12 protein-coding genes are annotated in these 13,646 nt (G+C 45.2%); all 12 read right to left on the bottom strand.

Features of this window, described 5'->3' with window-relative positions:
• Positions 1-108: 108 nt before the first annotated feature.
• Entirely contained in the window at positions 109-1,683 is a 1,575-nt protein-coding gene (locus N746_RS0103540) for a peptide chain release factor 3 (RefSeq protein ID WP_029933984.1), read from the bottom strand.
• Positions 1,684-1,711: 28 nt separating this feature from the next.
• Entirely contained in the window at positions 1,712-2,725 is a 1,014-nt protein-coding gene (secF, locus tag N746_RS0103535) for a protein translocase subunit SecF (RefSeq protein ID WP_029933983.1), read from the bottom strand.
• A 9-nt stretch (positions 2,726-2,734) separates the two neighbouring features.
• Positions 2,735-4,618 carry a protein translocase subunit SecD gene (gene secD / locus N746_RS0103530; RefSeq protein WP_029933982.1) on the bottom strand — a complete coding sequence of 628 codons (1,884 nt, stop codon included), beginning with the start codon at positions 4,616-4,618 and terminating at the stop codon, positions 2,735-2,737.
• 81 nt (positions 4,619-4,699) lie between these two features.
• Entirely contained in the window at positions 4,700-5,074 is a 375-nt protein-coding gene (yajC, locus tag N746_RS0103525) for a preprotein translocase subunit YajC (protein ID WP_051678492.1), read from the bottom strand.
• Between the two features lie 105 nt (positions 5,075-5,179).
• Positions 5,180-6,292, bottom strand: coding sequence for a tRNA guanosine(34) transglycosylase Tgt (gene tgt, locus N746_RS0103520; protein WP_029933980.1), 1,113 nt, complete (start codon positions 6,290-6,292; stop codon positions 5,180-5,182).
• 71 nt (positions 6,293-6,363) lie between these two features.
• Entirely contained in the window at positions 6,364-7,389 is a 1,026-nt protein-coding gene (gene queA, locus N746_RS0103515; RefSeq protein WP_029933979.1) for a tRNA preQ1(34) S-adenosylmethionine ribosyltransferase-isomerase QueA, read from the bottom strand.
• 194 nt (positions 7,390-7,583) lie between these two features.
• Positions 7,584-9,578 (bottom strand): flagellar hook protein FlgE, encoded by a 1,995-nt coding sequence (locus N746_RS10600; protein WP_051678491.1) that lies wholly within the window; start codon positions 9,576-9,578, stop codon positions 7,584-7,586.
• Positions 9,579-9,598: 20 nt separating this feature from the next.
• On the bottom strand, positions 9,599-10,279 hold the full coding sequence (locus tag N746_RS0103500) for a flagellar hook assembly protein FlgD (protein ID WP_029933978.1): 681 nt from the start codon (positions 10,277-10,279) through the stop codon (positions 9,599-9,601).
• A gap of 10 nt (positions 10,280-10,289) precedes the next feature.
• Positions 10,290-10,700, bottom strand: coding sequence for a flagellar basal body rod protein FlgC (flgC, locus tag N746_RS0103495; RefSeq protein WP_029933977.1), 411 nt, complete (start codon positions 10,698-10,700; stop codon positions 10,290-10,292).
• A 2-nt stretch (positions 10,701-10,702) separates the two neighbouring features.
• Positions 10,703-11,104, bottom strand: a complete 402-nt coding sequence (gene flgB, locus N746_RS0103490; RefSeq protein ID WP_029933976.1) for a flagellar basal body rod protein FlgB — start codon at positions 11,102-11,104, stop codon at positions 10,703-10,705.
• Between the two features lie 179 nt (positions 11,105-11,283).
• On the bottom strand, positions 11,284-12,432 hold the full coding sequence (locus N746_RS0103485) for a hypothetical protein (protein ID WP_162173028.1): 1,149 nt from the start codon (positions 12,430-12,432) through the stop codon (positions 11,284-11,286).
• A 64-nt stretch (positions 12,433-12,496) separates the two neighbouring features.
• The gene (locus tag N746_RS0103480) at positions 12,497-13,465 is read right to left on the bottom strand and encodes a chemotaxis protein (protein ID WP_029933974.1); all 969 of its coding nucleotides are present in this window, start codon (positions 13,463-13,465) and stop codon (positions 12,497-12,499) included.
• Positions 13,466-13,646 lie beyond the last annotated feature (181 nt).

The raw sequence follows: 13,646 nt of genomic DNA, 5'->3' as shown, positions 1-13,646 counted from the left end.
TCTACAAAAACTAAGACTTGAGATAAAGCCTTCAAAAACGACAAAGCCACCAGACCTGGTGGCTTTGTCGTTAGCTACGCTTAGCCGATAACTGAGTTTTAATCTTATCTAATGTTCACGGGTTGCCGTGAACTTTAAATTCGGCCAACGTTCTTCGGTTAATTGTAAATTCACTCTTGTGGGCGCAATGTAAACCAGTTGGTCTGCAGCATCATACGCTACGTTATCGGTGACTTTATCGAGAAACTTTGAAATTTCGGCCTTATCACCCAGCACCCAGCGAGCCGTTGCAACACTTACCGGTTCAAACTGACAGGCCACTTTGTATTCATCGGCTAGACGTTGCGCTACCACTTCAAACTGCAACACCCCAACTGCGCCTAAAATTAGGTCATTGTTGTTGATAGGTCGGTAAAGTTGGGTCGCGCCCTCTTCTGAAAGCTGTGTTAACCCTTTTTGCAAGGCTTTCATTTTCATCGGATCTTTCAACTGTGCACGACGGAATAACTCCGGCGCAAAGTTTGGGATTCCGGTAAATTTAAGGTCTTCACCCTCGGTAAAGGTATCACCAATTTTGATTGTTCCGTGGTTGTGCAAACCAATAATATCGCCTGGATAAGCGACTTCAGCTTGCTCACGCTTATTAGCTAAAAAAGTAATGGCTTTAGAGATTTTGACGTCTTTGCCGATGCGCACATGTTTGAGCTTTTTACCGGCCTCATACTTGCCTGAGACAATCCGCATAAACGCAACCCGGTCGCGGTGAGCCGGGTCCATATTGGCTTGAATTTTAAACACAAAACCAGTCATTTTTTCTTCAGCCGCATCCACAAAACGCGTTTCGGTTTCGCGACCTTTTGGCGGTGGTGCATACATGGCAAACCCATCAAGCAATTCTTGTAAACCAAAGTTATTAACCGCTGAACCAAAAAATACCGGCGTGAGTTTTCCGCTTAAAAAAGCGTCCAAATCAAATTCATGACTTGCACCACGCACCAATTCAATTTCATCACGCAACTCTTGTGCTTGACTGCCCAGGACTTCATCTAAACGCGGATTATCCAAGCCTTCCAACAACTCACCCGCTCCAGCACGCTGACCATCCGCTTGGGCAAACAGGCGCACCGTATCATTATAAAGATGATAAATACCCTTAAAACGTTTACCCATACCAATCGGCCAGGTCATAGGGGCGCATTGGATTTTGAGAATGTCTTCGACTTCATCCAACAACTCAATCGGTTCTTTACCTTCACGGTCCATCTTGTTAATAAAGGTCAAAATCGGCGTATCACGCAAACGGCAAACTTCCATCAATTTAATAGTACGATCTTCCACCCCTTTCGCGACGTCGATTACCATTAAGGCGGAATCCACCGCCGTTAATACACGATAGGTGTCTTCCGAAAAATCCTCGTGACCCGGTGTGTCGAGCAGGTTCATCATCACATCTATATAAGGGAACTGCATCACCGATGAGGCCACCGAAATACCACGCTCCTGCTCCATTTTCATCCAGTCGGACGTCGCGCCTCGGTCTGTTTTTCGACTTTTAACCGCGCCCGCCATCTGAATGGCACCACCATAAAGCAATAACTTTTCAGTAACGGTAGTTTTACCGGCGTCGGGATGCGAAATAATCGCAAAGGTGCGGCGTTTGGTTTTTTCTAAAATTAACGACATCGAATCTCTTTACTCACTTAATACTCATTTAGTCTTGCAACTTACGCTTGGCTTCGGCTTCTAAAAATGCGCGCTGCAATTCATCTTCTTTTTCGTCGGAATCATCATCCGCTTTAACCGGTGGCATCAAGTCTTGCTTTGAAACGCCTAACATTAAAGCGACATTGCTCGCTACATAAACCGATGAGTATGTCCCCACCACGACACCAATGATTAACGCAGTGGCAAATCCATGAATAATTTCTCCACCTAAGAAAAACAGCGCCACTAGTACCATTAAGGTTGTTAAGGAGGTCATCAAGGTACGCGACAGCATGTCGTTTAGAGCTTTATTTGTAACTTCGGATGGCGACCCTTCACGAATCATACGAAAGTTTTCGCGTACACGGTCAAACACCACGATAGTATCGTTCAGTGAGTAACCAATAATCGCCAGTAAGGCGGCTAATACGGTCAAGTCAAATTGAATTTGCGTCCAGGCAAACACGCCTACCGTAATCACCACGTCATGCACTAAGGCGGCTATCGCGCCTAATGAAAAACGGAACTCAAAACGCAACGCCACGTAAATTAAAATACCAATTAAGGCATACAAAACCGCCAGCGCGCCATCCGAAGTCAGCTCTTCGCCAACTTGTGGGCCGACAAATTCGACTCGACGTAATTCAATCGTTTCATCACTCGCGGCTCTTAAGCTCGCCATCACTTCGTTACTTAAAGTCGCTGAAGCCATATCTTCACGCGGTGCAATACGAATCAACACTTCACGTGATGAGCCAAAATGTTGCACTTGAGCTTGTTCGTAACCGGCTTCAACCAGCTGGTCTCGCAAAATATTCAACTCGGCACCATTTGGATAAGACAACTCAATAATGGTTCCACCGGTAAAGTCTACCCCTAGGTTGAGACCTTTCACCCATAACCCAGCGAGTGAAGCAACTAACAACACCAAAGATAAAATCATCGCTGGTGTACGAACTTTCATAAAGTTGATTTTGCCTAGATCAACGGAAGTCTGGGTCTTTGTTTGTTCTTGTGTCATGTTGACCTCCTAAATAGACAGTTTCGAAACACGTTTGTTACCGTAAATCCAATTTACAATCGCACGTGTTCCTAAGATGGCCGTAAACATTGAGGTTATGATGCCGATCGTTAGCGTAATCGCAAAACCTTTGATCGGTCCGGTACCAAAACTAAATAATACAATCGCCGCCAACAAGGTGGTAATGTTGGCATCCGCAATGGTAATAAAGGCTTTTTCGTAACCGGAGTGTATCGCGGCTTGAATTGAGCCATTTTTAAGCTCTTCTCGTATCCGTTCAAAAATCAATACGTTCGCATCTACCGCCATACCGACTGTCAATACAATCCCAGCAATCCCAGGCAAAGTTAAGGTAGCTTGCATTAGCGACAGTACGGCCACAATTAACACTAAGTTTAAAACTAGAGCCATGTTTGCAATCATGCCAAAGGTTTTATAACGCCATGCCATTAGAATCAGTACCAGAATAAAGCCGACCACAACCGACATTAGACCTTGGTCTATATTGTCCTGGCCCAAACTTGGACCAACCGTACGCTCTTCTACAATTTCCATTGGCGCGGCTAACGCACCAGCGCGTAATAATAACGCTAAATTTTGGGCTTCTTGTGGGCTATCTAAACCGGTAATCTGGAAACGATTAGCGAACTGATCACGAATCACCGCCGCGTTAATAACATCGCGCGTGACGACACGTTTTTTAACCATCTCACCATTTTCTTCAACCGTATCTACTCGGCTTTCAATAAACACCACCGCCATACGATTACCAATATTGTCACGTGTGGTATCTAACATACGACGGCCACCGGCTCCGTCTAAGGTAACACTCACCTGGGCTGACCCGGCTTGGGCATCAATACCCGATTGAGCGTTAATGACGCTATCACCGGTAACGATCACACTGCGTTGCAATAAAATCGGACGACCATCACGGAACTGATAAAGTTGCGACTGACCTGGTGCGACACCGGTACGTTGCGCACGTTCGGCATCGCCACGTTCATCAACTAAGCGAAACTCCAAGGTCGCGGTTGCACCCAAAATTTCTTTGGCGCGCGCGGTGTCTTGCACACCAGGTAACTGCACCACAATACGGCGCTCACCTTGTTGCTGAATCACTGGTTCCGCCACACCTAACTCATTAATACGGTTACGCAAGGTGGTAATGTTTTGCTGAAGCGCGAACTTTTTGGTTTCAGTAATGACACTGTCCGACAATCGCAATGAAACGCTCGCCTGTTCGTTTTCATCAACCGATAGGATTTGCATTTCGTTGGCGTATTCGTTTTCTAGTTCGACTAAACCTTGATCGCGCGCATCCGCACCTCGGAAAACCACTCGAAGCGTTTCATCTTGATAATCAACCGATTGATAACGCACTCGTGCTTTGCGCAAAAGGTTACGAATTTCATCATCGTAACGGCGATACGCGCCTTCCACGGCCGCATCCATGTCGACGTCCATTAAGAAGTGAACCCCCCCACGCAAGTCGAGACCCAAATACATCGGCTGACCACCTAACGACCGTAACCAAGTAGGCGTCGCAGGCGCTAAATTTAATGCGACCACGGCTTGACGCTCGAATAACTCACGTAATACATCGTTGGCTTGCAACTGGGCTTCGACATCACTAAAACGCAGCAGATACTGATTGCCATCAAACTCCAAGGTTTTCGGCACCAGGCCTGATTCAGTCAAGCGTGTTTCAATAGCCTGCGTGGTGTTTTGATCAAACTGACCCGCCTGTATCGGAGAAACCTGAACCGCCGGATCATCACCAAACAAGTTCGGCATGGAGTAGGTTAAGCCTAAAACCACGACCGTAATCAGTAGAAGGTATTTCCATGCCGGAAAGCGATTATTAATAATATTACGTTGAGATTCAAACATATGATTTGCCTTTTCAATGGCCGCTAGAATTTTGTTTCATCATTAAAAAAGGGGCCTTAGCCCCTTTTTTGACTTGACTGATTAAGCTTCGCTATCCGCTTCAGCTTGATCCTTCTTATCGTTGTTTGCCGTGCCTTTTAGCGTGCCTTTTGGCAATAGGCGGGCGATGTTTTGACGGTCTACTTTTACCACTACATTGTTAGCGATTTCTAGATCACAAAACGCTTCATCTAAATCACGAATTTTGCCACCCATACCGCCGTAAGTAATAATTTCGTCACCCTTAGACAGTTCGCTCACTAACTTGCGGTGTTCTTTTACTTTTTTCTGCTGTGGGCGGATTAGCAAAAAGTAGAAAATTACAAATAGTAAGATTAGAGGAATCAATCCTTCCCATCCAGCACCACCAGAAGCGGCTGCACCTTCAGCCATTGCATCGCTAATAAAAAAGCTCATATTCCTACTCCATGTATTTAAAAAAATGTGTCGCGGTATTTTGGCATAAGCCGACCTAAAAATCAGCTTTTTTCAGCAGGCCTGGTGGTTTTGGTTGAATAAAACCTACAAGGGCGGCACGTCCAAATCGCGTGCCGCATAAAACTCAGCGACAAACGCTTCTAAGCGCTGATTGGCAATCGCATCACGTAAGTCTTGCATTAAAGCTTGGTAATAATGCAGATTATGGATGGTGTTTAAACGCGCGCCCTGAATTTCGCCGCACTTATCTAAGTGGTGCAAATAAGAACGCGTGTAATTTTTGCAGGTATAGCAATCACACTGTGCATCAATCGGCGCCAAACTGGTTTTGTGCACGGCATTGCGAATTTTTACCACGCCTGTGTGCGTAAACAAAAAACCGTTACGCGCGTTACGTGTCGGAATCACGCAGTCGAACATATCAATGCCTCGACGTACGGCTTCGACAATATCCTCCGGCTTACCCACCCCCATTAAGTAACGTGGGCGGTCTTGTGGTAAATGCGGTTCGGTCACTTCTAAAACACGTAGCATATCTTCTTTAGGCTCACCTACCGATAAGCCACCAATCGCATAACCATCGAATCCGATCTCTTGCAACTTCTGAGCCGATTCTTGGCGCAAGTCTTCGTACATGCCACCCTGCACTATGCCAAATAAGGCCGCCGGATTGTCGCCGTGGGCTTGTTTTGAGCGTTCAGCCCAGCGTAAGGATAAACGCATAGACACATCGGCTTCCATATGAGTGGCTGGGTAAGGTGTGCATTCGTCGAAAATCATGACGATATCGGATCCCAAATCACGCTGAATTTGCATAGATTCCTCTGGCCCCATAAAGATTTTAGACCCATTCACTGGGTTACTAAACAGCACGCCTTGCTCGGTAATCTTGCGCATTTTACCCAGACTAAATACCTGGAAGCCACCAGAGTCGGTCAAAATCGGACCCTTCCAATGCATAAAATCATGTAAATCGCCATGCAATTTAATAATGTCGGTGCCGGGGCGAATTGCCAAATGAAAGGTGTTTCCCAGAATAATCTGCGCGCCAGTTTCCACCAGTTCTTCAGGTGTCATGCCTTTTACCGAGCCATAAGTTCCCACTGGCATAAAGGCCGGGGTTTCTACCGTACCACGTTCGAACCTCAAGCGCCCACGACGAGCCCGTCCATCTTTCTTATCTAATTCAAACTGCATATATTTTCCAATTTATTGAACCACCAGGCCTGGTGGTTAGCCGTTAAGCATCCGGATTGTATTGTTTTGGCTTAATCGGTTTTCTTAAACACCAGCATGGCGTCACCATAACTGAAAAAACGATATTGCTGCGCTACAGCGTGTCGATAAGCCGCCATGGTTTTTTCGTAGCCGGCTAAAGCACTCACCAACATAATCAAGGTTGATTCTGGCAGATGGAAGTTGGTTAACAGTACATCAACCTGTTTAAATTCATAACCGGGTGTAATATAAATATCCGTTTCGCCGCTATAAGCTTGCAACGATCCTTGGTTAGACGCTGACTCTAAACAACGCACACTGGTGGTTCCCACCGCAATCACGCGCCCGCCTTTTGCGCGCGTTTGATTCACCTGCTCCACCAAACCTGGTGATACCTCAATCCACTCCGAATGCATGACATGTTCGGCAATATTATCGACCTGTACGGGTTTAAAGGTGCCGGCTCCAACATGCAGGGTGACAAAACCCAACTCCGCCCCTTTCGCTTGGATTGCGTCTAACATCGCCTGATCAAAATGTAAGCCAGCCGTTGGCGCGGCTACAGCACCAGGCCTGGTGCTGTAAACGGTTTGATAACGTTCTTTATCTTCCTGTTGGTCCGCTCGCTCAATGTAGGGAGGCAAGGGCATATGACCGTAAGTTTCTAGCCACTCTAGTGGCGTTTTCTGTGCATCAAACAAGACTTCAAATAATGCGCCTTGGCGCCCGACGACTTCAATCTCAAAAGCTTGCTCCATGGTGAGCCTGGCGCCAGTTTTAGGAGATTTGCTGGAACGAATATGACATAACGCGTGATTATGATCCAAGATACGTTCAATAAGCACCTCAACTTTACCGCCCGTCGCTTTTTCGCCAAATAAACGCGCCGGAATTACGCGCGTATTATTAAACACTAGCAAGTCATGCGGCTGAATATAGTCCAGAATATCGCTAAACTGCTTGTCTTCAAGACGATCGGGCTGTAAAACCAGCAGACGGCTATCGCGTCTTTGCGCGGCCGGTTGCTGCGCAATTAAGCTTTCCGGTAAATCAAAGTAAAAATCTTGGCGTTTCAACTAACCAGCCTCAAGTCTAAAAAGCGTGTATTTTCGCTGATTTAAGGTAAAAGGTCACGCACCAATTTAGAAAACCATCAAAAGCTAAGCACCAGGCCTGGTACTCACCAAATATCAACCGACTCGGCAACTTTTGCCAAACCAATAAAAAAGCCGGCATAAAGCCGGCAAGACCAGAAAACGAATATAAAAGCTTACAGCTGTAAAATAGTCTGCGTTAGCTGCTGCGAGGTAGACAATACCTGGGCACTAGCTTGGTAAGTACGCTGGGTTTGGATCATTTTCACCAACTCACCTGCCGTATCCACGTTTGAATATTCAAGTGAACCCGCATTAATGGTACCCATACCGCCCGACTGAGCCATACCGATCATCGCCGCACCAGATCCAAACGATTCAGCATAGGTCTGACCACCGAGTTTTTCGAGGGCGTTTAAGTCATTAAAGTTCGCCACCGCTAACTGGGCCACCGGAATAGAACGACCGTTTGAATAACGCGCCTCGATCACACCATCACGGCCGGTAGTTAGCCCCACCAAATCACCGATACGATAACCGTTCTGTGTCACACCACGTAGCGTGTAATCACCGGAATACATAGTCATGTCAGAAAAATCAACATCAATCGCTAACTGCAAAGTCGTCGGATCCTCCGCACCCAGTGGGTCGGTGGCACCAGTTTTAGGGCTGTCAATAACCCAGTCCAACTTACCTTTACGGCCTGAAACTTCAACCCAATCAGCCGGACTCAACTCACGAGAGGTAGGATCCATGTCTGCGGCCAAATTCTCACCTTTAGGATCTGTACGGTCCGCTGGTTGACGCGTTTGTAATAGGTTGCCGTTCGTATCGAAACGCAACTCGAAAATCACACCGGCTTCATTGGTCTCTACACCATTTGTTTGATCATAACGATGACCACTTGTAGTCCACTCACCCGTGTCTTCGTCATAATCTTCTACGGTATACTGCACAATCCAACTGGTATACTTTTCACCTAAATCATTTAGATCCGCGGTTTTACGACCGTCGTAAGTTACGCCGTTATCACCGTCGAGCTCGTACTGGTACTCCGCATAAGTTGTCGCTTCATCTTCAGCCAGCGTATAAGCATCAGTTGCAAGTGCAGACAACACAGTATTATTACCTAACCCTTCATTAGTGAAGTCATCAGATATTCTAGTTTGAAAGTCGGCAAATGTTGTCTCTAGTGCTGTTTCAAATGGATCAATCAGGTCCTGCACCGCTGTTTGTGCGTTAGGATCGGCTACTAAATCCCAGTTGGCCGCGTTATCTATCTCATTTCGAAAGCCGGTGGGGGTTAATGCTGATAATGCAGGGCCTATATAATTATAAGACGCTGGGTCGGCATCAATTTTGGCCGCAAGGTCATCAATCTGATTATTTAAGTTCACCAAGGCATTTGAGTAATCATTGTAAGCTTCTTGAAAGCGTGACAAACCCACTACCGCTTCAACCACATCGCGCTTATAGAAATTAGAGGTTAAACGGTGTTCACCACCTAAAGTATCATGGATAGTTTTTTGGGTTGAAAAATCAGGGAAGCCCCCAAATGGACCCACGCCCGGCTCTTCTGGCTTAGTTAACTTCAACAAGTTATCTGTTGAGCCTACGGTGGCGGTTGGGTTAACATCAAATGGGTCAACATTGTATTTTTCTTGACCATCCAAGTTAATGTCATAAGTCATTTCGTCGGTAGCGCGTGGTGTTTTGTTCAATTCCATCAAATTGATCGACGATAAGGTCGTATTAAACACCGGGTTCAACTCTTTTGATAAGGCTTCATTTAGCGTATAACCTTGCACCTTATTGCCAGCTTGGTCGGTCATAAAGCCTTCTTTATCCAACTTAAATGAACCATTTCGGGTATACACATTACCGTATTTACCGGTTTGGTCATTAAGAATAAAGAAACCCTCACCATCCAACGCCAAGTCCATTTCACGACCGGTGGCGGTAATCGTACCCTGCTCAAAACTCTGCGTAATGGCTTCAACCCGCACCCCGTTACCGGGTGATTTTTGTGCGCCTGAAAACATATCGGCAAATTCAGCACGACCACTTTTAAAACCGATGGTTTGTGAGTTGGCCAAGTTGTTTGAGATAACGCCTAAGCCTTGCGAAGACGCGTTTATTCCACTTAAAGCATTTAGATCATATGCAGACATGATTTACTCCTTCTCAAGTCTTAACCGATTTCTCGCACAGCATCCATATCAACTTTTTCACCCGTTGATAAGGTTAGCTTTAACGAACCATCAGCATTAATAGCGACACTGTAGACGCTGGTCGAAACGACCGTTTTAATTCCTTTAATATTGCCTTCTTCATCATAACCATAAGCTGTGATGTCATAGGTTCCACTTGCCGCTGGGCCACCATCATCATTCAGGCCATCCCACTTCACTGAAGTTTCACCTGTATTCAATGTACCCATGGCTTCCATTTCACGAACTACGCCATCTTCATTGCTAATTACAATTTTGACATCCGACAATGGTTCGTCTGTATCCAAACGGAAGTGGCTTTCGTATTCATCACTATGATTAAACGCATCACCCTCAGCCACAACTGCACGCCCTACCAGGCTTGCAGCTTGCATCACTTGCATATTCTGGAAGCCAGCGGTCATAGAGGTCACAGACTTATTTAACTGCTGAGTCGCTTCGAGCTGACTCATCTGGGTTAAATCGGTTACAAAACTACTCGGATCCATCGGCTTAGTAGGATCCTGGTTCATCATTTGCGTACTCAACAGCATTAAAAAATCCTGCTGCCCCATCTGTTCTTGCGGAGCAAATTGGCTAGCCGAGGTTGATTTATTTTGCATTGACTCGACAAAGTCTGTACTACTTGGAATAGTGCTCATAATCTACGTCCTATTTGCCCAATTGAATGGTGCGCAGTAAAAGTTGTTTTGAAGTATTTAATACTTCAACATTGGTTTCATATGTTTTTGAAGCCGACATCATGTTGGCCATTTCTTCCACCACGTTGACATTAGGGCGGTAAATATAACCTTCCTCGTTCGCCATCGGGTGGTTTGGATCATATTCCATCTTCAACGGCGCCTGACTTTCAACAATTTCTTTAATTCTGACGCCGCCTTTTGGCTCACCGGTACGTTGATCCAAAATAGTCTGAAACACGGGCTGTTTAGAGCGGTAGGTTTCATCGGCATTGGAACTGATACTGTCAACGTTCGCCATATTCGAGGCCACCGTGTTTAAGCGCACCGTTTGGGTGTGCATGCCAGTACCGGAAATATCTAGAATATTAAACAATGACATAATTATTGACCTTTCAGCGCGCCGCTGATTCCTTTAATACGACTATCGATAAATTCGAGAGTAGCTTGATATTGCATTGCATTTTCGGCAAATTTTGCCTTCTCAATGTGAGTTTCCACTGTATTGCCGTCTAACGATGGCTGGGTCGGCATGCGATAACGCAAATGGTCAGAGGTCGTCATTTCGGCAAAACCTTCCAAGTGACGAGAATTAGTACGCTGCATATCCGGCTTAAAACGGCGATCTTCCATGCCTTGAGCTTCATGAATGGCTTTACGAAAATCAATATCACGCGCTTTAAAATTAGGCGTGTCCGCATTGGCCAAGTTATTCGCCAATACTTCGGATCGATCCTTGCGCACATGAAGCGCTTGTTCGTGAATACCAAATATTGAATTAGACATGGAAACCTTCCTTGTTTTACCTGTGAAAAGATAAAAGCAATCTGAGTGCCAACCTGACAATAAAAATAAAAAAGAAAGAGTTTTTAATTAAAGAAATGAATCTTGAAGCCGTTAAAGCTCAATCACCAGGCCTGGTGGTTGGGCTTTAACGCTAATTTGAAATAGGGTGAAAGGAAACCCTACCAGGACCGAACAACATCACCAATTTGAACACGGCCATTCTGGGCCACCAATTCACCCACGGCGAATTTGGGCATAATCCGTGTAATTTTTAAAAAGCCTGAAGGCGTTTCATCCATACCTAAGTTGCGCCCTTGATAGCGCACCGGGTTGCCGGTTCTTTGATATATTGATAACTGATCACCGACCTGCACACCGGATTCTTCAGATAAAAACAGTACATATTCACCGTTTCGCACATCAATAATCTCGGTTTCCAACAATTCGCAATTTAAATGATTGTAGAGGCGCTCCGTTTGTTGATTTAAAATCGCATTGAAAGCTTGCCCTGTATCAGTTTTAAAAAATGCTGCGGTACCAAATGGTCGGTCACGCCCAACGCGCACATCGCCACGAACTTCAAAACCTTCACGCTGCTGCTTAACAATACGGTGTTTGTTTAAATCAACTAAATACCAATCAATCTCAACATAACGTCGGTTCTTTTTAGAATCGTAACCATAAAAGTTACGTACTCCATCCATGAACCCCTTGTTTTCACTTTGCGAAGCGGCTGAACGCACCACCGACATCAACAAAAACTGCCCACCCGTTTGGTCCTGAATTGGGCGCAACACGTCTGGTTCTAAATTAGGTGTCACCAAATTACCAGGCTGTATGGACTGAGCATAGTCAATTAAATCTAAGTTGTTGTAACCCGACTCTTTTAAACGACGGAATAATTCATTTTGATAACCGGTAATTAAATTTGAAATATCATTGGCTTCGCGACTATTTTCAATCACAGTCGGCGCAATCACCACACGATTTTGATAATGCGTTCCAAATGAATGACCGCAGGTGCTCGGGTCTTCGGTTAAACATACATTCAACTCAACTTCATACTGTTTAAGCTCTTCGTCTGCATATTCATCCATAATACCAAAGCGCTGAATTTTACTGCGAGTGGTAAAACGACTGGCTTGATTTTTCAGCTGAAAGTTTTCAGCGTCTGAACGCGCCGAGATATGTAAATTATTTTGCATACTGGCCAATTCTAGGCCATTACGAATCGCCATCTGGCGAGCATAAGCACGGTCAACACCATCCATAGAGGCTACACCGGTAACGGCCACGCAATTATTGGCTTGAGCCGAAGTGGCTATCATCAGATAAAAAGCTAAGGTTACAAACCCGCTCAGGTTTATGCGGGTAAAGCTTAAAGATACTATATTACTCAGTCGCATTTACCGATTCCACTTCATCAATACGTTTGACAATCTCTCTTGCCAGTTCTTCTGAGTGCCACTTAGACAAAAACTTATTCGCGCCGACTTTTTCAGTTAGCTTATCGTTGAAGCCCCCACTTAAAGACGAGTTTAAAATCACATACAAGTCCTTCAAACGATCATCTTTACGAATACTGGTGGTTAAGGTGTAGCCATCCATCTCAGGCATTTCAATATCCGAAATAACCATTAACACTCTTTCACTAACTGGATTAGCCACCCCTTCGTCAGCCTCATCAGCCCATTTTTTCAAAAAATCGAGTGCTTTTCGACCATTGTTAACAATTACATGCTTAATACCCAGCTTATCTAACACACTCTTTAGCTGCGTTCTGGCCACGGTTGAATCATCCGCACCCAATACAAAATAACCATGACCTTGCGTTTTACCTATATTATGCTCGACAAACTCCTCCGACATAACACCCGGCATACCAGAAACCTCGGCTAACACCTTCTCCACATCTACAATCTCGACAATCACGCCCTTAGCGCGCGTAATACCGGTCAAATAGTTAACGTGATGCAAAGACTCGGGCGGTGGTAAAATGTCCTCCCAGCGCAAATGTACAATTCGGTCGACGTCTTCAACCAAAAAACCTTGAACAGAACTATTAAACTCGGTAACGATAGTTAAGGTATCCGCCAATTTGTCACGCGGTATTGGTGGTAAATCCAAGGCTTGTGCCAAATCAATCATCGGCATGGTTTGGCCACGAATGTCCGACACCCCCACAACACGCGGGTCGGACTTGGGTACGGGAGAAATATCAGGCGTACGAATAACTTCACGAACTTTAAAAACATTGATGCCGAAGAGCTGTTTACCCTGGATATTAAACAATAACAATTCCATGCGATTCATACCTGCCAACGAGGTACGTTGATCAACACTCTTTAGAAAATTCGACATCTCAAAGCCACCTTATATTACAATGTTCCATTCCAATCCGAACTATCGGAACAATATACCTTAGAATCCATTCAAAAGTGTAGAACTTAATCCCACACTAGACTATGTTACCTATTATTTTTATGCGCCATACAATATCGAAATCCCTTTTTATTGGATTGATCAGCGGCCTCTCATTACT

Origin of the sequence: Thiomicrospira pelophila DSM 1534, assembly GCF_000711195.1 — a bacterium.
In the GTDB taxonomy this organism is placed as follows: Bacteria; Pseudomonadota; Gammaproteobacteria; order Thiomicrospirales; family Thiomicrospiraceae; genus Thiomicrospira; species Thiomicrospira pelophila.
Note: the sequence above shows the minus strand (reverse complement) of the source record. Positions and strands in the feature narration are given on the sequence as shown.

Coding starts and splice junctions, on each gene's coding strand:
- secF (WP_029933983.1), bottom strand. CDS start 2,725: ATGACACAAGAACAAACAAAGACCCAGACTTCCGTTGATCTAGGCAAA.
- tgt (WP_029933980.1), bottom strand. CDS start 6,292: ATGCAGTTTGAATTAGATAAGAAAGATGGACGGGCTCGTCGTGGGCGC.
- N746_RS0103500 (WP_029933978.1), bottom strand. CDS start 10,279: ATGAGCACTATTCCAAGTAGTACAGACTTTGTCGAGTCAATGCAAAAT.
- secD (WP_029933982.1), bottom strand. CDS start 4,618: ATGTTTGAATCTCAACGTAATATTATTAATAATCGCTTTCCGGCATGG.
- N746_RS0103480 (WP_029933974.1), bottom strand. CDS start 13,465: ATGTCGAATTTTCTAAAGAGTGTTGATCAACGTACCTCGTTGGCAGGT.
- N746_RS0103485 (WP_162173028.1), bottom strand. CDS start 12,432: ATGATAGCCACTTCGGCTCAAGCCAATAATTGCGTGGCCGTTACCGGT.
- N746_RS0103540 (WP_029933984.1), bottom strand. CDS start 1,683: ATGTCGTTAATTTTAGAAAAAACCAAACGCCGCACCTTTGCGATTATT.
- N746_RS10600 (WP_051678491.1), bottom strand. CDS start 9,578: ATGTCTGCATATGATCTAAATGCTTTAAGTGGAATAAACGCGTCTTCG.
- yajC (WP_051678492.1), bottom strand. CDS start 5,074: ATGAGCTTTTTTATTAGCGATGCAATGGCTGAAGGTGCAGCCGCTTCT.
- flgB (WP_029933976.1), bottom strand. CDS start 11,104: ATGTCTAATTCAATATTTGGTATTCACGAACAAGCGCTTCATGTGCGC.
- flgC (WP_029933977.1), bottom strand. CDS start 10,700: ATGTCATTGTTTAATATTCTAGATATTTCCGGTACTGGCATGCACACC.